The 23808-nt window shown below is 56.0% G+C and carries 19 protein-coding genes; 16 read left to right on the forward strand and 3 right to left on the reverse strand.

The genetic code is table 11. The features are described from left to right. Positions 1-183 precede the first annotated feature (183 nt). The gene (locus OCY70_RS04660) at positions 184-1725 is read left to right on the forward strand and encodes a flavocytochrome c (protein WP_213426704.1); all 1542 of its coding nucleotides are present in this window, start codon (positions 184-186) and stop codon (positions 1723-1725) included. Positions 1726-2167: 442 nt separating this feature from the next. Here OCY70_RS04660 and OCY70_RS04665 read toward each other — a convergent pair whose 3' ends face one another. Further along, complete coding sequence (locus OCY70_RS04665; protein ID WP_261944552.1) at positions 2168-3358, reverse strand: IS4 family transposase; 1191 nt, start codon at positions 3356-3358, stop codon at positions 2168-2170. A gap of 939 nt (positions 3359-4297) precedes the next feature. Between OCY70_RS04665 and rsmD the strand changes: the two genes are divergently transcribed. Beyond that, positions 4298-4867 carry a 16S rRNA (guanine(966)-N(2))-methyltransferase RsmD gene (gene rsmD / locus OCY70_RS04670; protein ID WP_213429786.1) on the forward strand — a complete coding sequence of 190 codons (570 nt, stop codon included), beginning with the start codon at positions 4298-4300 and terminating at the stop codon, positions 4865-4867. Between the two features lie 91 nt (positions 4868-4958). Continuing rightward, positions 4959-5468 carry a pantetheine-phosphate adenylyltransferase gene (coaD, locus tag OCY70_RS04675; protein ID WP_213429785.1) on the forward strand — a complete coding sequence of 170 codons (510 nt, stop codon included), beginning with the start codon at positions 4959-4961 and terminating at the stop codon, positions 5466-5468. A 25-nt stretch (positions 5469-5493) separates the two neighbouring features. Here the strand turns inward: coaD and OCY70_RS04680 are convergent, their stop codons facing one another. After that, positions 5494-6741 carry a nucleoside recognition domain-containing protein gene (locus OCY70_RS04680; protein ID WP_261944724.1) on the reverse strand — a complete coding sequence of 416 codons (1248 nt, stop codon included), beginning with the start codon at positions 6739-6741 and terminating at the stop codon, positions 5494-5496. A gap of 130 nt (positions 6742-6871) precedes the next feature. Here OCY70_RS04680 and OCY70_RS04685 point away from each other — a divergent pair, with 130 nt between their 5' ends. After that, positions 6872-7933: a YlbL family protein gene (locus OCY70_RS04685; RefSeq protein WP_213429783.1), complete on the forward strand. Its 1062-nt coding sequence runs from the start codon at positions 6872-6874 to the stop codon at positions 7931-7933. Between the two features lie 79 nt (positions 7934-8012). Here OCY70_RS04685 and OCY70_RS04690 read toward each other — a convergent pair whose 3' ends face one another. Beyond that, positions 8013-9284, reverse strand: a complete 1272-nt coding sequence (locus OCY70_RS04690; RefSeq protein ID WP_213429782.1) for a nucleotidyltransferase — start codon at positions 9282-9284, stop codon at positions 8013-8015. Positions 9285-9545: 261 nt separating this feature from the next. On the opposite strand from OCY70_RS04690, the gene OCY70_RS04695 reads away from it, so the two are divergent. The 12 genes from OCY70_RS04695 to ftsY all read left to right on the forward strand — a co-directional run bounded on the left by OCY70_RS04695 (position 9546) and on the right by ftsY (position 22289). Beyond that, complete coding sequence (locus OCY70_RS04695; RefSeq protein WP_197257617.1) at positions 9546-10061, forward strand: YceD family protein; 516 nt, start codon at positions 9546-9548, stop codon at positions 10059-10061. A gap of 97 nt (positions 10062-10158) precedes the next feature. Beyond that, complete coding sequence (gene rpmF / locus OCY70_RS04700) at positions 10159-10332, forward strand: 50S ribosomal protein L32 (protein ID WP_005551879.1); 174 nt, start codon at positions 10159-10161, stop codon at positions 10330-10332. 262 nt (positions 10333-10594) lie between these two features. Next, the gene (gene fapR, locus OCY70_RS04705; protein ID WP_197257615.1) at positions 10595-11191 is read left to right on the forward strand and encodes a transcription factor FapR; all 597 of its coding nucleotides are present in this window, start codon (positions 10595-10597) and stop codon (positions 11189-11191) included. Further along, the gene (gene plsX, locus OCY70_RS04710) at positions 11175-12173 is read left to right on the forward strand and encodes a phosphate acyltransferase PlsX (protein ID WP_213429781.1); all 999 of its coding nucleotides are present in this window, start codon (positions 11175-11177) and stop codon (positions 12171-12173) included. The genes fapR and plsX overlap by 17 nt, the downstream gene beginning before the upstream one ends. An 11-nt stretch (positions 12174-12184) precedes the next feature. After that, entirely contained in the window at positions 12185-13171 is a 987-nt protein-coding gene (locus tag OCY70_RS04715; RefSeq protein ID WP_213429780.1) for a beta-ketoacyl-ACP synthase III, read from the forward strand. Between the two features lie 90 nt (positions 13172-13261). Continuing rightward, positions 13262-14185: an ACP S-malonyltransferase gene (gene fabD / locus OCY70_RS04720; RefSeq protein WP_213429779.1), complete on the forward strand. Its 924-nt coding sequence runs from the start codon at positions 13262-13264 to the stop codon at positions 14183-14185. 129 nt (positions 14186-14314) lie between these two features. Then, complete coding sequence (gene fabG / locus OCY70_RS04725; RefSeq protein WP_213429778.1) at positions 14315-15061, forward strand: 3-oxoacyl-[acyl-carrier-protein] reductase; 747 nt, start codon at positions 14315-14317, stop codon at positions 15059-15061. Between the two features lie 108 nt (positions 15062-15169). Next, positions 15170-15406, forward strand: a complete 237-nt coding sequence (acpP, locus tag OCY70_RS04730) for an acyl carrier protein (RefSeq protein WP_006676625.1) — start codon at positions 15170-15172, stop codon at positions 15404-15406. Between the two features lie 126 nt (positions 15407-15532). Beyond that, on the forward strand, positions 15533-16768 hold the full coding sequence (gene fabF / locus OCY70_RS04735) for a beta-ketoacyl-ACP synthase II (RefSeq protein ID WP_213429777.1): 1236 nt from the start codon (positions 15533-15535) through the stop codon (positions 16766-16768). Positions 16769-16780: 12 nt separating this feature from the next. Beyond that, the gene (gene rnc / locus OCY70_RS04740; protein WP_168182731.1) at positions 16781-17479 is read left to right on the forward strand and encodes a ribonuclease III; all 699 of its coding nucleotides are present in this window, start codon (positions 16781-16783) and stop codon (positions 17477-17479) included. 215 nt (positions 17480-17694) lie between these two features. Beyond that, a complete protein-coding gene (smc, locus tag OCY70_RS04745; protein WP_213429776.1) occupies positions 17695-21264 on the forward strand; it encodes a chromosome segregation protein SMC in 3570 nt (1189 codons plus the stop codon). Positions 21265-21278: 14 nt separating this feature from the next. After that, the gene (ftsY, locus tag OCY70_RS04750) at positions 21279-22289 is read left to right on the forward strand and encodes a signal recognition particle-docking protein FtsY (protein WP_213429775.1); all 1011 of its coding nucleotides are present in this window, start codon (positions 21279-21281) and stop codon (positions 22287-22289) included. Positions 22290-23808 lie beyond the last annotated feature (1519 nt).

Below are 23808 nucleotides of genomic sequence, written 5' to 3' on the forward strand. Positions count from 1 at the left end.
ATTGGCTTCACCAAGCGTGAACCGCCGAGATCAAAGACGATGTAAATAACAAAAGCCCCGGGAGAGATAACCGGGGCTTTTCGCCGTCGCGAAGCATATTACAAGCGGAAATTGACATCCTATATGTGAGTAACCGCAAGACTCTTTCTTTCATGCAAAAGCTTCAACATTGGAGGTTACATGATGCCAAAAAATACAAAAATAGCCCTGATTCTCGTCATCTCCATCCTGCTAATGATGACAGGGTGCGGAAGAAGCACGAAACCAGATCCGAATGCGGGCAAGGACAACACGGCACAAGAAGAAAAGGATAAAGGAAAAAAAGATGCTGCGTCGGGTGCATCCATGGCGAAGTATACTCCGCTTGAGGAGCTAAAAGACAGCTACGACATCGTGATCGTCGGCGCGGGCGGCGCAGGCATGAGTGCCGCGCTTGAAGCCAAAGCAGCGGGCATGAATCCGGTCATTTTCGAGAAAATGCCGGTTGCAGGCGGCAATACAAGCAAAGCGTCTTCGGGCATGAACGCCTCGGAAACGAAGTTCCAAAAGGAGCAAGGCATTTCGGATAGTAATGAGTTATTTTATGAAGAAACATTAAAAGGCGGACATAACACCAACAATACGGACATGCTCCGCTTTTTCGTCGACCATTCAGCCGATGCCATCGATTGGCTGGATTCCATCGGCATTACATTGAATAATATCACGATCACGGGCGGCATGAGCGAGAAACGCACTCATCGTCCCCAAGACGGATCGGCTGTGGGCCAGTATCTCGTGACCGGCTTGCTGAAAAATGTACAAGAACAGGGGATTCCGATTTTTGTCAATGCCAATGTCAAAGAAATTACGAAACAAGACGGAAAAGCAAATGGGGTTAAAGTTCTCTTCACGCAAAATGGAGAAAAAACGATCGCTGCGAAATCCGTCGTGATTACGGCTGGCGGCTTTGGCGCCAACATGGATATCATCGCCCAGGTTCGGCCGGATCTGGAAGGCTATGTGACGACGAACCAGGAAGGAAGCACCGGCGACGGCATTAGTATGATCGAAAAAATGGGAGGCACCACGGTCGATATGGAAGAGATCCAGGTTCACCCGACGGTGCAGCAGGAAAACTCCTACCTCATCGGTGAAGTAGTACGCGGTGAAGGCGCAATTCTCATCAACAGCAAAGGCGAACGGTTCATCAACGAAATGGCTGCTCGCGATAGCGTAACGGCGGCGATCAATAAGCTGCCGGAGAAAAACGCTTTTCTTGTGTTCGATTCCGGCGTCAGATCGCGCGCCACAGCGGTTGAACAGTATGTAAAAATGGGCTTTGTGAAGACAAAGGACACGATCGAGGCGCTGGCTGGTGATATCGGCGTACCGGCAGATCAATTGCAAAAGACGCTTGATACCTGGAACAGTGCGGTAAAAAATAAGAAAGACGCCGAGTTCGGCAGAAAGACGGGAATGGACCACGACTTGTCCGCTGCGCCGTACTATGCGATCAGAATCGGACCAGGAATTCACTACACTATGGGCGGCGTGAGAATCAATACGAACACGGAAGTATTGGACCAAAACGGTAAGCCGATCCCGGGTCTCTTTGCCGCTGGTGAAGTTACCGGAGGTCTGCACGGCGAGAACCGAATCGGCGGAAATTCCGTAGCGGAAATCATCATATTCGGCCGCCAAGCCGGGATAAAATCGTCTGAATACGCCAAAACACAAAAATAAGCGACAGATCTCGCAGCACTAGTGCAGGATGCAAACAGTGAGTCGGACAACAAGTGATCTCGCAGTGGGAAAAAATATATAGCTGATTAGATGGGGCTGTCTCAAAAGTAGTATTTCACTACAGTGAGACAGCCCCCCTGATTCTCAAAGCTCGACTCGCAGAAAAACTGCAAAACTACAGCTTTGCTTTATGACGTGTATTCCGTTACAGGGAATCCTGCAAAACGGCATCAATTTCTGACTACCCAATCGATAAAGACAAAAATCGATGCACATCATCACTAGCGTTGCATCGAGCGGTTAGTTCATAATCTAATTTCAATTAACATCAATATATGATATATATTTACATTTGCGATGTCCGCGCTAAGTCTAAAAAAGTCGAGCTGGAAACAGACCCTACGCGTTATCCATTATATGTAAAAATCGTTTTCGTTTGTCATTACGTCACAATCAGTCTCGGTTTCATCGACTTTGTTGCCTTTTTCGGACGTCTCCCATTTCGCTTTGGTCGACCTCTAGATGTTCGAGTCGGCTTGCGGTTGAGTGCAGCGATCAAATTTTCCCATGGTTTTTCCGCATAGATGCGAATCAACTGGAGGAGGTCCCATGTCGACTTTTTACAGTCCAGTGTTAATTTAATCAGCAAACAGAGAGCATACGCGATTAAAGCAATATACATTTGGTTCCAAATCGCTTCGGCCGTATAACCGTGGGGTTTTACCAATCGAATATGCTGCTTGACCCATTTAAAAAACAACTCAATATGCCAGCGATTTCGATAAATCTCGGCAATTTGATGTGCGGATAAGTCAAATCGATTCGTTACAATTCGATAGGTACGCCCTTGGTCATCCTTAAACTCAATCAAACGCAGAACCGCTGGCAGCTCCGGCATCGTCACATCAGCATCAAGGATAAACCCATTCTGCCTTTTGGGGAGGTCTCTTTTTCTGATGATCGTTAACCGGCTCTTTTGCTTGACGCGGCAAACAAATTTAATCTTATCCTCTACCCATTTCTGAAAATGGTCGTATACCTGGTATCCTCGGTCCATCACGTAGGTCGCATCTTTATCCACTGTAAATTCCAACACGACTTCATGATCGGCTACATCTTTGGTTGAAGCGACGATCTTGTCTGGATACATCGTTTTGGAGTCCGCAACGACCAAGGAGGTGTGCATCTTCACGCCATGGCTACTTTTGGAACAATAGGACCATTTCGCGAGAATGGGAGGTAGTGTAATTCCCGATGAATCGATTAGCTTGAGTTTACCAATACCAGGCGTAATGCCGCGTTTCCCTTTTGTAAGTTGCTTGATTCGATCAATGAGCGAGAAAAAGAGCGTCTGAAGATACTCCATAGGCAGCCGTTTCAGCTTCCGCGATAGTTGAGAAGCGCTTATGCTCTTGAGACCCAGAAGATCTTGAAATTCAGGATTAGCCGCTACATGCTCTGACATGACTTTGTATGAGTCTCGTTGCTGAAGCTGTGCCTCTACAAATAAGAGTGTCGAAGAGCCGACAAACAGCTTTTGGGCCCGGTAATCCAATGACTCGTGTCGAGTAGAATGGACATGTAACCATTTTAGGCATTGACAAATGACGTTATGATTCGGTACGTTATCCATAAGAAATCTCCTTTGTTGAGGCGTTTTATGGATAACGTTAGGGTAACTCAACAATAGGAGATTTCTTTATTTTTGTCCATGAATATAGTTCAATAAGTTACAAATATAGAGACTTATGGGATAGAAATTTTCGTAAAAAGATTGATGCAACGCTAGTGGCACATCATGTACTATTGCAGGAATTTCATCAAATAGCGGCTTAAAGAGCAGAAATGGATGCATCCACGCAGCATTTCACTGCTTCATCCATCTTTCACCCGTTTGCCCGCCACCGTTTTTCCCGCATCCACATACTATGTAAACGGGTCATCTCCATCACTTTGCAGTGCCTGTGAGACCCCCCTTTTTTGTGTTCCGGTGTCCTGTAAAAGGTAAAGTATCGTGATAATAAGGCAGTCTTAATAAGAGCGAAAGGCGAGCAGTACCAGCTTAGTTCCGGGGTTTTTTGTTTTTGATATATAAGGATCCTGATTATAGGGAATATATCAGCTTCCCATCACGACTAAAGTGTATGGGAAAATTCAGGATCCGAATTGAAGGGTGCAAGCGCCAATTGGTCCCCAACTACTAAGAAAAATGAATTAGAACCGATTTCAGAATCCATGCAATCCTCGTCATGACAAGGTTTTCTTGAAAAATAAATTGGGCGCCCCTTGCGGGACGCCCTCATGGGAGAGGAGAAACCGGACGAAGAGCTTATGGGGAAACGTAAGTCTTCTCCGCGGTTGTCTACGACATTCAATGATGTCGATACTTTAAGGATTGCCAGCCGGACGAAATATATACATCCCCCGGATAAGTTTTTTTCTTTTTGCGCGATGTCAGCTTCACGATGCGGATTTCATTTTTCAAAAATGGGAAATGTATGTTACGATTAACGACGAATATGCGGCAGAATCGCTGCATGGAAGTTGGCGGAAAGAAGAGAAGGTGAGACAACTGAGAGTAATATCGGGAACGGCCAAAGGCCGTACGCTGAAGCCTGTGCCCGGCATGGGGACAAGGCCGACGACGGATAAAGTGAAGGAAGCGCTGTTCAGCATGATCGGCCCTTATTTCGAGGGGGGACGTGCGCTCGATCTGTTCGCCGGAACGGGCGGCTTGGGAATTGAAGCCTTGAGCCGGGGAGCGGAATGGGCGGTCTTCATCGATAAGGATGCGAGAGCGATCGAGATCGTGCGCGGCAATCTCTCGGCCACGGGGCTGGCCGGCAAGGCCGAAGTGTACCGCAACGATGCGAGACGGGCGCTCAAGGCGCTCGCCAAGCGGAATCTTTCCTTTCATTATGTCTTTCTCGATCCCCCGTACCGGTTGAAGGATGCGGACGAACTGCTGATGGAGATGTGGGATAACGGCCTGCTGAGCGAGGACGCCGTCATTGTCGTCGAGCATGACGCATCCCATTCGTATTCCGAGCGCATTGGTCCGCTCGCGATATGGAAGAAGGCGGATTATGGGGATATCGCGGTATCGATATACCTCGTGGAAGCGGCAGCTTCCGCAGAATAAGGAAGCGATTCTGTTGCAGCCGAACAGAACAACGAGGCGCCTGCCTATGCTTCGATAGGGGCCAAGCGCCTTTGAAGGAGGCTTACGATTTATGACAAATCAATACGAGCATGCATGCCGGTCCCGGACTGCCGTATATCCAGGCAGCTTCGATCCGGTGACGCTCGGACACCTGGATATTATCCAGCGGGCGGCGAAGCAATTCGATAAGCTGATTGTCGCCGTGCTGAACAATTCGAGCAAGAAGCCGCTCTTCTCCATTGAAGAACGGCTTGAATTGCTGCGCACGGTGACGAAGCCGTGGCCCAATGTCGAGGTGGACAGCTTCAGCGATCTGACCGTTAATTATATGGACGCGAAGAACGGCGATGTCATTGTCCGCGGCATTCGGTCGGTCAGTGATTTCGAATACGAGCTGCAGCTGGCATCGACGAATCGGAAGCTCAACCCCCGGGTAGAGACGATTTTCATGATGACGAATCCGAAGTATTCCTATCTCAGCTCCAGCATCGTGAAGGAAATCGCGCGCTATGGCGGCGATATTAGCGAGCTGGTCGCCCCGGAGGTCGAGGCGGCGCTGCGGGATAAATATAAGCGCTGACCAGCGAATCGTGCCGGGACGGCGCTCAGATGCGCTTCCATCGTCCAATCAAGAGCGAGATCGCCATACCGATGAGCAGGAGGATACATAGAACCGGGACAAGCGCCAACGATTGCAGCCATCCTGGCGCCGAAGCGAGCCCGGCAATGGACTGAATCCAGGAGGATGGCTCCTGCGTGAGCCCGTTCTCGGCATCCAGCAGCCGGAACGCCGTCTGCTCCGGCGGCGCAAGCCGCAAAAGGCGGTGAAGCGGGTGCCACAGGACGAAGGTGAGCAGGAAGGCAGACCCGGCATGGAGAAGCCGCATCAGGAAAAAGCGGCTGTACCGCAAATCGGTTCCCCGGGTCAAGCTGTGGACCTGCAGATGCGCGCTGACTCCGCTCCATGCAATGACGGCGCCGATCAGGGCGGTCTGGACAAGCGGGGAGCGGAAGGCGGCCGAGCCGAGCGAATACGCGCCAAGATTCACCTCGAACAGGCCGTTCAGCAGGTAAGCGCCGAATTCCTGGGGGATGGCAAGCCGCAGGACTCGGACAATGACCGAGAACATCATGATATACCCGCCGATCATCATGAGCGTCTGGACGGAAGAAGTGACGGCATCGCCGAGCAGCCGGCCGAACGCGCGTCCGTCCCGGCGATGAGACTGCTCCATCGCCTGCAGCATCCGTTTCCATAGCGGCTTGGGAGCGGCGGCCGCCGTTCGTCGTATCGGAATGCGCTCGGCAGCGGGATGAAAAGCTCCCGCCCAACGCACAATAAGCATCATGAAAAGGGAAGAAACCCAGTGCACGACAGCGATAACGAGCCCCAATTCAGCCTGCTGCAGGAAGCCGACTCCGACGACGGCGATCATGAAAATCGGGCTGGCTGCATGGGTCAGGCCGAGAAGCCGCTCCGCTTCCAGACGTGACAACTCATTGTCTTTCCGCATGCGGACCACGGCTTCGGCGCCGGCAGGATACCCTGCCGTCCAACCGACGGACCAGGCCCAGCCGCCGATTCCGGGAAGCCGGAACAGCGTCCGCATGAACGGATCCAGCAGTACGCCGATGCCATGGACCCAGCCGTAGGCCTTCAACATTTCGGACAGAATGAGGAACGGCAGCAGGGCCGGGAATATAATGGTCCACCATACCTTCAGCCCTTGCAAAGAGGCTTGAAACGATTTATCCGGATAAGCGATGATGCACAGCACCAACAGTACCGCAGAGCCCCCCATGATGAGCGTGGACAGCCGCTGGGAAGCGGGCGATGTGCGGAACGAGAACATGGCGGTCACCCCTTTGGCCGTAAATGAAGAAGCCAGGCTTCAAGCGCATTACGATCTCATGTGTACGTAACAGGGACGGGCTTTAGACCAAATATCGCCGGGCGATCCGAGGGCATAGGGAGGTAGGAGAATGGAAAAGGAGTTCAGATCGTACGGGCGGCCGCGGAATTCTCCCCGCTTCCGGAGTTGGAAGTGGATCTTCGCGGCGATCGTGTTGTTCTATGTCGTTGTATATATGCCGACGCCGTATGTCATTTATACGCCGGGAAGCGCCGAGGAAGTGAAGCCGTTCATCAATGTGGAGGGCGGAGACGAGACGGAGGAGGGCACGTTCCTTCTGACGACGGTGAGAAGAACATATGCCAATCTGGCGCTGATCGCGTGGCGGGCCTTCGATCCGAATGCCGAATTCGGCAAGAAGGAAGATGCGCTTCAAGGCAGAACCGAGCAGGAATATATCAATGAACAGCTCTTCAATATGAGCAACTCGCAGATGGCAGCGATATTGGCCGCCTACAATCAGGTCGGCATTCCGTACGAGATCGAGTCCGAAGGCATTTATGTTCTATTTAACAATAAGCAATTGGCGGATAATGAATTCATTACGAACGACCGGATCATGGAAGTGGAAGGCCAGAAGGTGAACGGCTTCGACGATTTGCAGGCTGCTTTGAAAGGGCGGGCCGCCGGGGAGACGATTCACGCTGTCGTCAAGCGGGAAGGCAAGGTCGTGCAGGTCAAGGCGAAGCTTGTCGAGCTGCCGGATCAGACCGGCAGCGGCAAGAAGCGGATTGGCTTCGGTCTGGCTTACGGGGAGAAAAAGAAGGTCGTGCCCGCGGATAACAAACATAACGTCACCTTCCACGAGTCCGACATCGGCGGGCCTTCGGCGGGCTTGATGTTCACGCTGGAGCTGATCAACCGCCTGACGACGGGGGATCTGACGAAGGGCTACCGGATCGCGGGCACCGGCACGATCGATCCGTCGGGGAAGGTCGGCCCGATCGGCGGCGTGAAGCATAAGGTCGTGGCCGCAGACCGGGAAGGGGCGGTCTTGTTCCTGGTCCCTTCCGGCAACTACGAGGAAGCGAAGGCGAAGATGGACAAGATGAATACGAAGATGAAGCTGGTGAAGGTCGATACGCTGCAGGACGCGCTGGAGGCGGTGAAGCAGTTCCAGCCGGCATCGTAGCATCATATTGGCTTCGGAACCGCCGGATTCCGGGCGGACAACGGTTGGCGCATGCCAGCCGTTGTCGGCGTTATGGGGATTAGAACCGGCGGGGCGGCTCATAATAGTCACGAAAGGCGGCTCTCGCTTCCCAGCCGCGGAACGCGTTGGCATAGACGGCGGTGGCGCGGGCGTCCGCTTCGAGGCCGGCGCGGCCGCCCAAGTGGCTGTTGCCGCGCGTCATGTTGAGGACGACGGGAAGCTCCGCGCAGCGCTTCATCCGCTTCAGCAGATGGCGTCCGCGCTCGGTGAAGCCCAGCACCCGCACGTAAGCGGGACCCGCGGCGAGGGCGTCCGGGCCGAAATGGAATTTATCATGCTGCAGCAAGATATGCGTCAAGGTCCGCATCAATTTGGTCCGCGTATATCGCTTCGTCTTCAGCTTGGCGATCAGCGGCTCGATGCCGGGCTCCTCCAGCGTCTGAAGCGCCTGCTTGATGCGGTGCTCCAGCCCTTCGGTCACCTCCAGAAACCGCGCCAGATCCTCGGGCGGGAGCAGGTAGAGGCGGTAGAACAGCTCGCGGCGGAACGCTTCCCAATCGAGCGGAGCCCAGCCGGAAGCATGCTCGCGCTCCAGGATGCGAAGCGTGCTCTCCGGCACATAACGGGCCGCCGCAGCCAGCTCCCCGGAGCCGGACCAGAGGCGCCGGACCGCGGTGGCGCTGGCGATCGTGCCTTCCGGCGCCTCCGCATCGTGGTAGCCGGCTTCGCGGCGGGGAATCGTCAGCGGCTTCATGTCGCTGTTCAGCCGCCGCATCGCCAGCAAATAGTGCAGCCCGAGCGAATTGTTCGGCTGCGTCAGCCAGTGCGCCGCCGCGCCGGGCTCCGCATGGCTGCCGGCGGCCGCCTCGCCGCCGTCCAGCACCGGCCCGGCCGCGGCGGCGTAGGCGGCCGGATAGCTGCGCCCGGCCTTCAGCTCGGCGCGCAGCCGGCCGGCGAATCCGTCCGGCTCCCGCGCCAGCGCCTTGGCGGCCCCGCGCAGCCGCTTCAGGTCGCCGGATTCGCTGCCGAAGCACAGCGCGTCCACGACGCCGGTCGCCTGCAGCGTCGCTACCGCGCCGTAGGCGAACCATTCGGCCGGCTGGACGGCGTACGCGACCGGCAGCTCCAGCACGAGGTCGACGCCGGCGGCCAGCGCCATATCCGTGCGCGCCCATTTGTCGGCGAGCGCCGGCTCGCCCCGCTGGAGGAAATGGCCGCTCATGACCGCGACGGCGGCTTCCGCCCCGGCCGCCAGCTTCGATTGCTCCAAATGATACAGATGCCCGTTGTGCAGCGGGTTATATTCAACAACGATTCCGACCGTTTTCATATCACTCTTCCTTTCGATCACAGAATAAGGTAAGATGGTGATTCATGGACAGAAAGGTACACAGGCTGCCGCCCGTCCGGAGGGCCGTCGGGCCCGCCGCGGCGCTCCTGAATTTCCCATCCGATCATACCATGAACCGGGAACGATCGGCGAATTTTTGGCGGAGAGGCAGAGGATGTCCCGGCAATCTGTCAAACGAATTTGGTTGACAAAGCATGACGTTAATCGCTATAATTAATTTTGTTTGTTTGGAGTGATGTTATGAACATTCATTTTCGGGACATTGCCGCAAAAGGACAGGAAACACGCATTCAATCGGCATTTTCCGCTAACGATGTGGTTCGGGACCGCAAAGATATTTCCATCCCCGACCCGGTGACCGTGGATTTGACGGCCAGGGCGGAGGGCGAAGGACAGATTGGCGTGCATGGCCAGCTGACCGCGCGGTTGGAATTGGTATGTTCGCGTTGTTTGACGTCGTTTACCGAGACATACGTCATTCCGTTCGATGAGCAATTCAAGCTGACAGACTCTACTGATCTTTCCCCGGAGGAAGAGGAGGACGACGTCATTGCGGTGACGGAAGACCTTATCGACCTGCAGCCTTATGTGGAAGTAGCGCTTCTGCTGGCCTTGCCGTTCGCGCCGCTGTGCGGCGAAGCGTGCAAGGGGTTGTGCCCGACCTGCGGCACGAACCGCAACGAGCAGTCCTGCGGCTGTTCGAACGAGCGCATTGACCCGAGACTGGCGGGGTTACAAGATTTCTTCAAGAAATAAATAGCGACAGTAGAAGTATTCTGTCCAGGAAGAGCGCTGGCCGCGCTTTTTGGACAGCCCTGGAAGAGCACGTAACTTGGGTAAGGAGGTGTAGAACATGGCAGTACCTCAAAGAAGAACGTCGAAGACTCGTCGTGACAAGCGCCGTACGCACTTTAAATTGTCTGTGCCTGGCATGGTGAAGTGCGCACAATGCGGAGAGTTGAAATTGGCTCACCATGTATGCAAAGTGTGCGGAACATACAAAGCAAGAGAGATCATCAAACAATAATGACTCATAAGAAAAGGCAGTGCTTCGCCAATGGTGGGGCGCTGTTTTTTTATAAATCCGGGCGGATTTCATAACTTCTGCTTTTCTTTGCCGGCGATTTTATATATACTGGATTAGTACCAGGTTCTAATGGCTCCTATCAACGGCCTCTTCATTTATGAAGATGAGATAAAGTAATTATTCCGATTATATTCCGAGGCTCCGAAGTCGATGTGACGATCCGGACAACAGGACAAGAAGGTGGTGCGGGGTCATCCAACGTTTGCCGAAGCGACAGCGTCAACAACAGTTGGCGAAAATCATAGAGGAAAATCCGTTTGTAACCGATCAGGAACTGACCCGCATGCTGAAGGTCAGTATCCAGACCATTCGCCTCGACCGGATGGAGCTGGCCATCCCGGAGCTCCGGGAGCGCCTGAAGATGATGGCGGAGCAGACCTACGATCAGGTGCGGTCGCTGCCGCTGCATGAAGTGGTCGGAGATATTGTCGATCTGCAGCTGGATCATAGCGGCATCTCTTATTTCGAGATCCGCGAGGAGCATGTCTTCTCGCGGACGCATATCGCGCGGGGCCATCATTTGTTCGCGCAGGCGAACTCGCTCGCCGTGGCCGTCATCAACGATGAGATCGCGCTGACGGCCACGGCGGACATCCGCTTCATCCGGCCGGTCCGCCTCGGGGAGAAATGCATCGCCAAGGCGTATGTCCGATCCGGCTCGGGGGCACGGAGCAAGGCGAAGGTGGAAGTATTCAGCTATGTCGGCGAGGAGCTGGTGTTCCAGGGCAACTTTATCATATTCCGTTCAGGCGCGATGAACGGCACCGAAGGAGGAGACGAGCATGAGAATCGCCATTGACGCCATGGGCGGAGACCACGCCCCGGAATGCAATGTGCAAGGGGTTCTGGCCGCGGCGCAAGCCTGGTCTGATATCGAGCTGATGCTGGTGGGGGACGAGGCGAGGCTGGAGCCGATGCTGACATCCCGTCCCGCGAATGTCCGCATCGTTCATGCGGCGAGCACGATCGAAGCGGATGACGAGCCTGTCAAGGCGGTCAGACGCAAGAAGGACGCTTCGATGGTTGTCGCCGGACGAATGGTGCGGGAAGGGGAAGCGGACTGCATGATCTCGGCCGGGAACACCGGCGCGCTCATGACGACGGGATTGCTGGTCGTCGGCCGGATGCCCGGCGTCGAGCGGCCGGCGCTGTCGCCGATGATTCCGACGATGGACGGGCGCGGCGTGCTGGCGCTCGATCTGGGGGCGAACATGGATGCGAAGCCGGAGCATCTCGTCCAGTACGCGCTGATGGGGAGCATTTACCGGGAGAAGGTGCACGGCATTCCGAAGCCCCGCGTCGGGCTGCTCAACGTCGGCACGGAAGCGATGAAGGGCAACGATCTGACGAAGCAGGTATATCCGATGCTGGAACAGCTGCCGATTCATTTCGTCGGCAATGTGGAGGCTCGCGATGTGCTGGAAGGCAGCTGCGACGTGCTCGTATGCGACGGGTTCGTCGGCAATGTGCTTCTCAAGTCGCTGGAAGGCACGGCCGGCTCCTTGTTCAGCGTGCTGAAGCAGGAATTTACCCGTTCCTGGTATACGAAGCTGGCAGCCGCGGTGCTGATGCCGGGCTTGAAGCGTCTGAAGAAAATGATGGATTACAAGGAGCACGGCGGCGCGCCGCTGCTCGGGCTGAACGGGCTGGTGCTGAAAGCCCACGGTTCTTCGGACGCGCGGGCGATCGAGAATGCGGTCCGCCAAGCGCGCACGGCGCTGCAGCATGATCTTATCCATACGATTGCAACGGAAATCGGAGGGACTACAAGCGGGAAGTGAGTGGTGCGATAATGAATTTGCGTTCGGTAGGCATTATCGGTACGGGGAAGTACGTACCCGAACGGGTATTGACCAATGAAGACTTGGAAAAGATGGTCGATACAAGTGACGAATGGATTGTAACCCGGACCGGGATTAAAGAGCGGCGGATTGCGGCCGGGCATGAAGCGACGTCGGATTTGGCGTATCATGCCGCCCAGGAGGCGCTGAAGGCGGCCGGAATCACGGCCGAGCAGTTGGATCTGATCGTTGTCACGACGGTTACGCCGGACATGACATTCCCGTCCACGGCCTGTCTGCTTCAGGAACGGCTCGGCGCCAAGCGCGCCGCGGCGTTCGACCTGTCGGCGGCCTGTGCGGGCTTCATTTACGGGCTGGCGAATGCGAGCAACTTCATCGCGATGGGCACCTATCAATATGCGCTCGTCGTCGGGGCGGAATGCTTGTCCCGGATTACGGATTATACGGACCGGAACACATGCATCCTGTTCGGTGACGGCGCCGGGGCCGCCGTGCTCGGTCCGGTTGCGGAAGGACGCGGCTTCCAGTCGTTCGAGCTGGGCGCGGACGGCAGCGGCAAGGAGCTGCTGAAGCTGGAAGGCGGAGGTTCCCGCCACCCGGCATCGCATCAGACGGTGGACGACAAGCTCCATTATATTTATATGAACGGCAGGGAAGTATTCAAGTTCGCGGTGCGCGTCATGGGCAATGCCGCCGACGAAGCGCTCAAAAAGGCGGGCAAGACCAAAGAAGACATCGATCTGCTCATCCCGCATCAAGCGAATACCCGGATTATTCATGCCGCGATTGAGCGCTTGAATCTGCCGGAGGAGAAATGCGTCATCAATCTGCCGAAGTATGCGAACACGTCGGCGGCATCGATACCGCTCGCCTTGGCGGAAGCGGTGGAGGAAGGCCGCGTGAAGGAAGGCGACACGCTTCTTCTCGTCGGCTTCGGCGGAGGCTTGACTTGGTCGGCCTCAGTTATTCAATGGTAATCCGGCGCGATCGCAGCGAAAAATCGCATCCAATCACGGCGCCTTGCCGTAATACGTTATAGACATCAGTCATTGGAAGGAGTGTGCCCTATGGGCAAATTGGCATTTGTCTTTCCTGGACAAGGCTCGCAAGAGATCGGCATGGGCAAGGACGTGTATGATGCCGTGCCGGCGGCGCGGGAAGCGTTCGAGACCGCCGACCGGGTATTGGGATTCCCGTTGACCGAGATGATATTCCAAGGTCCGGAGAGCGACTTGAAGCAGACGTCGAACACGCAGCCGGCGCTGCTGGCGACGAGTTGGGCGCTCTATCAGGCGCTGGAGCGCCATCATATCCGGCCGGATTATGTGGCCGGCCACAGCCTGGGCGAGTATGGAGCGCTCGTGGCCGCGGGCGTGCTCCGCTTCGAGGACGCGATCGCCATCGTGCGCCAGCGCGGCCGGTTCATGGAGCAGGCGGTTCCGAACGGCCAGGGCGCCATGGCGGCGGTGCTCGGCGCCGAACGCGAGCGGCTGGGCGCCCTGTGCGACGATATCTCCGCCGCCGGGACTCCGGTCGAGATGGCGAATCTGAACTGTCCGGGCCAGATCGTCGTGTCCGGATCCCGCGAAGGGATCGATGCGGTGGTCGAGCGCGGCAAGGAAGCCGGAGCGAAGCGGGTCATTCCGCTGGAAGTAAGCGGACCGTTCCATTCCGCGATGATGAAGCCGGCGGCCGAGCGGCTCGGCGAGGCGCTGCGGGCCATCGAGATGCAGGATGCGCGCATTCCTGTCATCGCGAATGTGACCGCCCGTCCGGTCACCGAGGCCGAGCAGATTCGCGGCTTGCTGGTTGAACAGGTATTTTCGCCTGTCCTCTGGGAGGACAGCGTCCGCTATTTGATCGATCAAGGCGTGGATACCTTCGTCGAGATTGGATCGGGCAAGGTGCTGTCCGGTCTCATCAAAAAAATCGACCGATCGGCGCGCATCGTCTCCATCAACAGTCTCGAGGCGATCGAAGCGTACGAATGACCGCTCGGACGGCTGCGGCGATGCGGTAAGCGCATAGAAGGCGCACTGCCCGTCTGACATCATCTCGTGTCCAAGCCGATAGAGCATACAGACGACTTGAATCGAAGATTTTGTGAAGGGGGAATACCGATGTCCAACTTGGAAGGAAAAACGGCGCTTGTCACAGGAGCGTCCCGCGGTATCGGCCGGGCGATTGCCATTCATTTGGCGGAAGCCGGCGCCGATGTCGTCGTCAATTATGCCGGCAGTGAAGCGGCGGCGGCCGAGACGGCGGCAGCGATTGCGGCCCTTGGACGCAAGGCTGTCACGGTGAAGGCCAACGTCGGCAAGATGGAGGAAGCCGAGCAACTTGTGAAGACTGCATTGGAACAATTCGGAAAAATTGACATTTTGGTGAATAATGCCGGCATTACAAGAGATAATTTAATTATGCGGATGAAAGAAGAAGAGTTCGATCAGGTGATTGAGACGAACCTGAAGGGCGTCTTCAACTGCATCAAAGCCGTGACGCGCCCGATGATGAAGCAGCGTTCCGGCCGCATTATCAACATCTCGTCCGTCGTCGGCGTGCTGGGCAATCCCGGACAAGCCAACTACGTGGCGGCCAAGGCGGGCGTCATCGGCTTGACGAAGGCGTCGGCCCGCGAGCTCGCTTCCCGGGGCATTACCGTCAACTGCGTCGCGCCGGGATTCATCGAGACCGATATGACCGACGTGCTGCCGGAAGACATGAAAGCGCAGCTGCTCGGCCAGATTCCGCTGGGCAAGCTTGGCCAGCCGGCGCATATCGCCAAGGCGGTTCGCTTCCTCGCTTCGGAGGATGCGGAGTACATGACCGGCCAGACGATTCACGTCGATGGCGGCATGTATATGTAGGGCTTTTCAGTCTATGAATCCATGGACTTTAAGCATTATTTTGTAAGAGGTTTTGATATGGTAATTTAAAATGTTTTTTCGTATAATACCAAGGAGGAGGTGAACCGGATGTCAGCAGAAGTGTTTGAGCGAGTGAAGCGCATCATCGTTGAGCGCCTTGGCGTAGATGAAGCGGAAGTAACACTGGAAGCATCTTTTAAAGATGATCTTGGCGCTGATTCCCTCGATGTTGTGGAATTGGTCATGGAATTGGAAGATGAGTTTGATATGGAAATCTCTGATGAAGACGCAGAGAAGATTACTTCGGTAGGAGAAGTAGTGAATTACATACAATCTCATAAGTAAGCAGGTAGTGAGTCCCGTTCAAGCAGTAACGGGACTTCTCCTCATTTACGTTGTATGTAGCGCGTTGTCTACCTAGGGATGCGCTTGATGTATAGAACTCGGAACTGATAATAGAGGTGATACGCGTTGAAACAGAGGGTTGTAGTGACCGGGATGGGAGTGGTAACGGCTCTCGGCTCGGACCTCGATACGTTGTGGAGGAGCCTGATGGAAGGCAAGTCAGGCATTTCGCAGATCGAGGCGTTCGATACGACTGATTACCCGACGAAGATCGCTGCTTCCGTGAAGGATTTCAATCCGGAAGACTATATAGATAAGAAGGAAGCGCGCCGTATGGACCGCTTCGTTCAATTCGGCATCGCCGCGAGCAAGAAGGCGCTGGACGACGCCAAGCTGGACATGGACCGGACGAATCGGGATCGGGTCGGCGTCATCGTCGGTTCGGGCATCGGCGGACTGGGAACTTGGGAAGATCAGCACCGCGTTTTGATGGAAAAAGGGGTTAAGCGAGTCAGTCCCTTCTTCATTCCGATGATGATCGCGAACATGGCGTCAGGCCATATCTCGATGATGATCGGCGCGCGCGGCCCGAATACGGCTGCCGTATCCGCATGCGCGACCGGGACCCACTCGATCGGCGATGCGTTCAAGATCATCCAGCGCGGCGATGCCGACGTCATGATCTGCGGCGGTGCGGAAGCGACGATCCGTCCGATCGGCATGGCCGGATTCTGCGCGATGCGCGCCATGTCCACGCGCAATGACGAGCCGGAACGCGCGAGCCGGCCGTTCGATATCGACCGCGACGGCTTCGTGATGGGCGAGGGCGCCGGCGTGCTCGTTCTCGAGTCGCTGGAGCACGCGCTGCAGCGCGGAGCCCGCATCTATGCGGAGGTAGCCGGCTACGGCATGAGCGCGGAAGCGCATCATATTACGGAGCCGGATCCGGAAGGTCCTGCGCTCTGCATGACGAGAGCGATTCAGGATGCGGGATTCGAGCCGGAGCGGATCGATTATATTAACGCGCACGGAACGTCGACCCCGGTCGGGGACAAATCGGAAACCCGGGCCATCAAGGCCGCATTGGGTGACCATGCAAGGAATGTAGCGATTAGTTCTACGAAGTCGATGACAGGACACTTGCTTGGTGCAGCCGGCGGAGTAGAAGCCGTCATCTGCGCATTGACGCTGCAGCATGGCATGATTCCGCCAACAATCAACTTAGAGAATCAGGATCCGGAATGCGACCTGGATTACGTGCCGAATGTGCCGCGCAAGGCGGACGTCCGCACGGCCATGTCGAACTCATTCGGCTTCGGAGGGCATAACGCGACCGTTGTATTAACGAAATACGAAGCGTAAGGAGTCAGACTGTTGAGTGTAGAATTGAAGCAGTTACAGCAGAAACTGAACATTCATTTCCGAAACAGGCAGCTGTTAAAGCAGGCGTTTACCCATGCTTCCTACGTAAACGAACATCGCTTCGGTCAGCACCAAGACAATGAACGCCTGGAATTTTTGGGCGATGCTGTGTTGGAGCTGACAGTGTCCGAATTTTTGTTCCATCAATGTCCGACACGGCCCGAAGGAGAACTGACCAAGATGCGCGCATCGATCGTCTGCGAGCCTTCCCTCGTCAAATTCGCCAATCAGCTGCAATTCGGCAAGTATGTGCTGCTCGGCAAAGGCGAGGAGCTGACCGGAGGGCGGACACGCCCAGCGCTGCTGGCCGATGTGTTCGAATCGTTCATCGGTGCATTGTATCTCGATCAAGGGCTGGAGCCTGTGCGGGAGTTTTTGCGGAATCATATTTTTCCGCAGATCTCGCTTGACGGCAAGCTGCAGACGAATGATTACAAGACGCAGCTGCAGGAGCTCACGCAGCACCACAACCTGGGGGCGCTTGAGTATCGTATCGTAGAGGAACGCGGACCTGCGCATGAACGGGAGTTCGTGTCCGAGGTTCACATGGGAGAGACCTGTCTGGGCCGCGGAGTCGGCCGCTCCAAGAAAGAAGCGGAGCAGCAGGCTGCGGCTGAAGCCCTCGAGCATTTGGTTATTCCGAAATCATAAGGTACTGTTAGGCCGGCGGGACGCTGCCGGCCGGTTTCGCAGAAAGAGCAAAGAGCAGCGCGCGAGACGGAACGGATGCCATTCCGTGACAGGCTGGTTTTTGCTCTTTCTTTGTCCAGAGCGGGGGCTTGGCCAGGCAGCATGGACAACCGGATGGAGAGGGCTGATTCGGGATCGCGATATGGTACAATAAATATTGAGGTGAATGAGGAACGATGTTCTTAAAACGGTTAGAACTGGCGGGCTTTAAGTCGTTCGCGGACCGAACGGAGTTGGAGTTCGTTCAGGGAATTACCGGTGTCGTCGGCCCGAACGGCAGCGGCAAAAGCAATATATCAGACGCCATCCGCTGGGTGCTCGGCGAACAGAGCGCCAAATCGCTGCGGGGCGGCAAGATGGAGGACATTATCTTTGCGGGCAGCGATGCGCGGAAGGCGGTGAACTTCGGGGAAGTCTCGCTGACGTTGGACAATAGCGACGAGACGCTCGGTCTGGACTTCCATGAAGTGACGGTCACCCGGCGTGTTCACCGCTCGGGGGACAGCGAATATTTTATCAACAAGCAGCCCTGCCGCTTGAAGGATATTACCGAATTGTTCATGGATACGGGCATCGGCAAGGAAGCCTATTCCATTATCGGACAAGGCCGGATCGAAGAGATTCTGAGTACGCGTTCCGAAGATCGGCGCGGTATTTTCGAGGAAGCGTCCGGCATTGTGAAGTACAAGTCCCGCAAGCGGGATGCGAAGAAGAAGTTGGATGACACGGAGCAGAATCTGCTGCGCATTCACGATCTGGTCGTGGAGCTGGAGGATCAGATTGGACCGCTCAAGGAGCAGGCCGAGAAGGCGCGCCATTTCAAGCAGCTCAAGGAATTGCTGAAGACGAAGGAAATCGCCGTCTACGTTCATCAGATCGAGCAATTGCACGCTTCCTGGCAGCAGGCCAATGCGAAGCTGTCCGAACTGAAGGAACGGGAGCTGGCGTTGTCCACGGTCGTAAGCGAGCATGATTCGAAGCTGGAAGTGCACCGGGTCGAGCTGCGGAAGCTGGAGGAAGAACTGGAGCGGCTGCAGGCGACGCTGCTGCATTACAGCGAGGAGTATGAGAAGTGCGAGGGCCAGGGCGAGGTGCTCCGCGAGCGCAAGCGCAACCTGGTCGCGAATGAGCAGCAGATGCGGGCCAGCCTGGCGACAACATCGGAGCGGATGCGGACGAAGCAGCTGGAGGTTCAGGCCGTCCGCGAGAAGCTGCTGTCGCTGGAGAGCGAGCTCGTCGAGACGAAGGGGCTCATCCATGCGGAGGAGGCGCGGCTTGTCGGCGTAACCGGCGGGACGAGCTCCGATGCGGAAGAGAGCTTGAAGGGCGAACTGCTCGACATTATGAACCAGATGGCCCAGCAGCGCAACGATATCCGCTATTACGATCAGCAGAAGGAATCGCTGGACAAGCGGCTGCACAAGATGAAGCAGGGCCGTACGAAGCGGGAGCAGGAGCAGGCCGATCTGCGCAAGCGGATGGAAGATGCGAAGCGGCGCATGGAGACCATGGCCGAGGATCTCGCGTACATACGGAACCGGTATTTGCAGGAGAGCGAGCAGCTGAAGAAGGACGAAGCGCTGCTTGGCGAGACCGAGCAAGCGGCTCGCAAATGGCAGCAGCAAGCCGATGCGCTCGTGTCGCGCCGCGATACGATGAAGGAGCTGGCGAATGACTACGACGGCTTCATGCTCGGGGTCCGTGAGGTCCTCAAGGCGGCCCGGCGCAACAGCCTTCAGGGCGTTCACGGGGCGGTAGCCGAGCTGATTCGGGTGCCGGAAGAGCTGGAGACCGCGGTCGAGACCGCGCTTGGCGCGGCGCTGCAGCACATCGTCATGGAAAATGAAGCCGTATCCCGGGCCGCCATTACGTTCCTGAAGCAGCGGCAGCTGGGACGGGCCACGTTCCTCCCGCTCGATGTCATCCGGAGCCGGACGATGAATGAGTCGGATCGCCGGGCTGTGGAAGGCGCCGCAGGATATATCGGCATCGCTGCCGATCTGGTGCGCAGCGACAAAGCCTATGCGAATGTGGTCGGAAGCCTGCTCGGCAATGTCGTGCTGGCGGAGACGCTGGAGGATGCGAACCGGATTGCGGCCCGCCTGCAATACCGCTACCGTATCGTGACCCGCGAGGGCGACGTTGTCAACGCGGGCGGTTCCATGACCGGGGGCAGTCTGAACAAGAAGAATGCCAACCTGCTCGGTCGTCAGCGCCAGCTCGAACAGCTCGACGCCGATATCAAAGCGACGGACAAGCAGTTAGCGAAGCTCAATGAATCGGTTGCCGAGTTGAAGAAGCGAACGACCGCGGCCGTCAAGCGGCTGGATGATCTGCGCGAGCAGGGCGAGAGCAAGCGCATCAGCGAGCAGCAGCTGGCAAGCGAGCTGACCCAACTGGAGAAGGAAGAGCGGCAGCTCGCTGAATTGCTGGAGATGGAAGGCCAGGAGCTGGCCCATGCCGCCGAGGAAATGGCGACCCTGGAGTCCGGGCGCAGAACGGCGGAGCTGCGGCTCTCTGAGCTGAAAATCGAGGAGGATCGTCTCCACGTCGCCATCGAGAGGGCCGAATCGGCGCGCAAGGCGAACGAATCGGCCAAGGAGGAACTGCAAACCCAACTGACCGACATGAAGGTTCGCCAGGGCAAGCTGGAGCAGGAGACGTTCTCTCTTCAGGAGCGCTTGAAGCGGGTAGAGGAAGAGGCTCATGGCTATGAGCAGGAATATACGCAGCTCACCCAGAGCTTGATTCAAGTGCAAATCGATCTCGAGACGGCAGAGCGCGAAGCGATGAAGCAGACGGAGGATCTGAATCATTTCGGCGTGAAGAAGCAGGAGACCGGGCAGCAGATCGAGTTCAAGCGCGCGGATCGCGCCGCTTCCCTGGAACGGCTGGAGCTTGCCGAGAGCGATACGAAGGAGCAGCGCACCGAGTTGAAGCAGGTGGAAGAGGCAATGCGCCAGACCGAGATCCAGGCGAACCGGTTGGATGTCGAGCTCGACAATCTGCTGCGCAAGCTGAGCGACGAATACGAGATTAGCTTCGAGCTGGCGAAGCACCGCTATGCGGTGCCGGACGATATTGAGGCCGCCCAGCAGGAAGTGCGTGACCTGAAGCGCCAGATCTCTGCGCTCGGAGAAGTCAATCTCGGAGCTATTGAAGAATTCGAACGAATCAATGAAAGATATCAATATTTGAGCGAGCAAAAAGACGATCTGATCGAAGCGAAAACGGCGCTGTATCAAGTCATCCGCGAAATGGAAGACGAGATGTCGAAGCGGTTCAAAGCGACCTTCGATGAGATCCGCCAGCGGTTCGTCGTCGTCTTCGCCAAGCTGTTCGGCGGCGGACGTGCCGATCTGGTGCTGCTTGAGCCGGATAACATTCTGGAGACCGGCATCGATATCGTAGCGCAGCCTCACGGCAAGAAGCTGCAAAATCTGCAGCTATTGTCCGGCGGGGAACGCGCGCTGACGGCCATGGCGCTATTATTCGCCATTCTCCATGTGAAGCCGGTGCCGTTCTGCGTGCTGGATGAGGTGGAGGCGGCACTGGATGAAGCCAATGTGGCGCGGTTCGCCCAGTATTTGCGCGAATTCGCGGAGGTGACGCAGTTCATCGTCGTTACCCACCGCAAAGGCACGATGGAAGAAGCGGATGTGCTGTACGGCGTGACGATGGAGGAAGGCGGCGTATCCAAGCTGGTCTCCGTCAAGCTGGAAGATGAAGAAGCTATCATTGTATAAGGAGCGGGGGAGCTATGAGTTTTTTCAAAAAATTGAAGGAAAGCATCGCATCCAAGACCGAATCGGTTACGAACAAGTTCAAGGAAGGCTTGGAGAAAACGCGCAAAGGATTGGTCGAGAAAGTCTCGGATCTTATTACGCGGCGCAAAAAGATTGATGAAGCGTTCTATGAAGAGCTGGAAGAGATTCTGATCGGCGCGGACGTAGGCGTCACGACCGTCATGAACCTGATTGACGATCTGCGCCTCGAAGTGCGTCAGCGCAAAATCGAGGACGCGGCGGAACTGCAGCCCGTGCTGTCGGAAAAGCTGATCGAGCTGCTGCGCGGCGACGAATCGAACAAGCTGAACATGAATCCGAACGGAATGACCGTCATTCTGTTCGTCGGCGTGAACGGCGTCGGCAAGACGACGACGATCGGGAAGCTGGCTTACCGCTTCAAGCAGGAAGGCAAGTCCGTGCTGCTTGCGGCCGGTGATACGTTCCGCGCCGGAGCGATTGAGCAGCTGGAAGTGTGGGGACAGCGCGTCGGCGTAGATGTCATCAAGCAGCAGGCCGGTTCGGACCCGGCTGCGGTCATGTATGACGCCGTGCAGGCCGCCAAGCAGCGCAATGTCGATGTGCTGCTGTGCGATACCGCCGGCCGACTGCAGAACAAGACGAACCTGATGGAAGAGCTGAACAAAATTTTCCGCGTCATCCGCCGCGAGATTCCGGATGCGCCGCATGAAGTGCTTATGGTCCTCGATGCGACGACAGGCCAGAACGCGCTCAGCCAGGCGAAGCTGTTCGGCGAGAAGAGCGGCGTGACCGGCCTCGTGCTCACGAAGCTGGACGGAACCGCCAAGGGCGGCATCGTCATCGCGATCCGCCAGGAGCTAAGCCTCCCGGTCAAGTTCGTCGGCTTGGGCGAGAAGATGGAGGACCTGCAGGAATTCGATTCCGAGCAGTTCGTTCACGCCCTGTTCGCCGGACTCATCCAGGAGGCAGAAGAGCAAGAGGCGCAGGAACAGCAATCATCATGATGCGAGCAACATGCGTCTGGTTTAAAATAAATTGACCCAGAAGACGTCCCGGTAAGGGGCGTCTTATTTTGTGCCACAGCTACAGGCGACCGTACAGGTGTCAACCCGCATGTAACTACGCTCTCGCCACATGTGCCCATACTCCCACTTGGTCATGAGCGGTCTATGTATTACGCCACTTATGCGCACTCTCCCACTCGGTCAGGAGCGGTCTATGTGTTACGCCGCTTACATGCATTCTCCCATTCGGTCAGGAGCGGTCTATGCGTTGCGTCCCTTACGTGCAGTCTTCCACTCGGTCAGGACCGGTATATCGTGTTACGCTGATTACATGCACTGTCCCACTCGGTCAGGACCGGTATATCGTGTTACGCTGATTACGTGCACTGTCCCACTCCGTCAGGAATGGGATATGTGTAGCGCCGCATATATGCACTCTCCCATTCGGTCAGAAGTGGTCTATGCGTTTCGCCGCATACATGCACTCTCCCGATCGGTCAGGAGTGGTCCATGTGTTATGCCACTTATGCGGACTCTCCCACTTGGTCAGAATCGGTCCATGTGTTACGCCACCTATGCGCACTCTCCCACTCCGTCAGGAGAGGTAAATGTGTCATGCTGTTTACGTGTACACTCCCATTTAATCAGGAAAGGTATGCTTTTCAGCGCTAACGAGCCTCTCCCAATTCCCCCTCAAAGTGACATGAGTAGCCGTGAACGGAAATCTGAGCTGTGGGGATATTGCTTCAATAACTATCCGAATGGGGCTGACCTGACTCGATGGGAGAATGATGAAAAGAGCCAACAAAAGGCAGGAACCGCTCAGACGACAGAAGGCTGAAATGAGTAGCCGTGAACGGAAATCTGATCCGAGGGGACATTGCTTCAATGACTATCCGAATGGAGCTGACCTGACTCGATGGGAGAATGATGAAAAGAGCCAACAAAAGGCAGGAACTGCTCAGACGACAGAAGGCTGAAATGAGAAGCCGTGAACGGAAATCTGATCCGAGGGGACATTGCTTCAATGACTATCCGAATGGAGCTGACCTGACTCGATGGGAGAATGATGAAAAGAGCCAACAAAAGGCAGGAACTGCTCAGACGACAGAAGGCTGAAATGAGAAGCCGTGAACGGAAATCTGATCCGAGGGGACATTGCTTCAATGACTATCCGAATGGAGCTGACCTGACTCGATGGGAGAATGATGAAAAGAGCCAACAAAAGGCAGGAACTGCTCAGACGACAGAAGGCTGAAATGAGAAGCCGTGAACGGAAATCTGATCCGAGGGGACATTGCTTCAATGACTATCCGAGTGGGGCTGACCTGACTCGATGGGAGAATGATGAAAAGAGCCAACAAAAGGCAGGAACTGCTCAGACGACAGAAGGCTGAAATGAGAAGCCGTGAACGGAAATCTGATCCGAGGGGACATTGCTTCAATGACTATCCGAGTGGGGCTGACCTGACTCGATGGGAGAATGATGAAAAGAGCAACAAAGGCAGGAACCGCTCAG

It is taken from the genome of Paenibacillus melissococcoides (genome assembly GCA_944800085.1).
Classification (GTDB): Bacteria; Bacillota; Bacilli; order Paenibacillales; family Paenibacillaceae; genus Paenibacillus_B; species Paenibacillus_B melissococcoides.

Bases quoted from the DNA above. Each gene is read 5' to 3' on its own strand.
- acpP (WP_006676625.1), top strand. From the start codon at position 15,170: ATGTCAGCAGAAGTGTTTGAGCGAGTGAAGCGCATCATCGTTGAGCGC.
- OCY70_RS04715 (WP_213429780.1), top strand. From the start codon at position 12,185: ATGAATTTGCGTTCGGTAGGCATTATCGGTACGGGGAAGTACGTACCC.
- OCY70_RS04695 (WP_197257617.1), top strand. From the start codon at position 9,546: ATGAACATTCATTTTCGGGACATTGCCGCAAAAGGACAGGAAACACGC.
- OCY70_RS04660 (WP_213426704.1), top strand. From the start codon at position 184: ATGCCAAAAAATACAAAAATAGCCCTGATTCTCGTCATCTCCATCCTG.
- coaD (WP_213429785.1), top strand. From the start codon at position 4,959: ATGACAAATCAATACGAGCATGCATGCCGGTCCCGGACTGCCGTATAT.
- OCY70_RS04665 (WP_261944552.1), bottom strand. From the start codon at position 3,358: ATGGATAACGTACCGAATCATAACGTCATTTGTCAATGCCTAAAATGG.
- fabD (WP_213429779.1), top strand. From the start codon at position 13,262: ATGGGCAAATTGGCATTTGTCTTTCCTGGACAAGGCTCGCAAGAGATC.
- OCY70_RS04685 (WP_213429783.1), top strand. From the start codon at position 6,872: ATGGAAAAGGAGTTCAGATCGTACGGGCGGCCGCGGAATTCTCCCCGC.
- OCY70_RS04690 (WP_213429782.1), bottom strand. From the start codon at position 9,284: ATGAAAACGGTCGGAATCGTTGTTGAATATAACCCGCTGCACAACGGG.
- OCY70_RS04680 (WP_261944724.1), bottom strand. From the start codon at position 6,741: ATGTTCTCGTTCCGCACATCGCCCGCTTCCCAGCGGCTGTCCACGCTC.
- plsX (WP_213429781.1), top strand. From the start codon at position 11,175: ATGAGAATCGCCATTGACGCCATGGGCGGAGACCACGCCCCGGAATGC.
- ftsY (WP_213429775.1), top strand. From the start codon at position 21,279: ATGAGTTTTTTCAAAAAATTGAAGGAAAGCATCGCATCCAAGACCGAA.
- fabG (WP_213429778.1), top strand. From the start codon at position 14,315: ATGTCCAACTTGGAAGGAAAAACGGCGCTTGTCACAGGAGCGTCCCGC.
- rpmF (WP_005551879.1), top strand. From the start codon at position 10,159: ATGGCAGTACCTCAAAGAAGAACGTCGAAGACTCGTCGTGACAAGCGC.
- smc (WP_213429776.1), top strand. From the start codon at position 17,695: ATGTTCTTAAAACGGTTAGAACTGGCGGGCTTTAAGTCGTTCGCGGAC.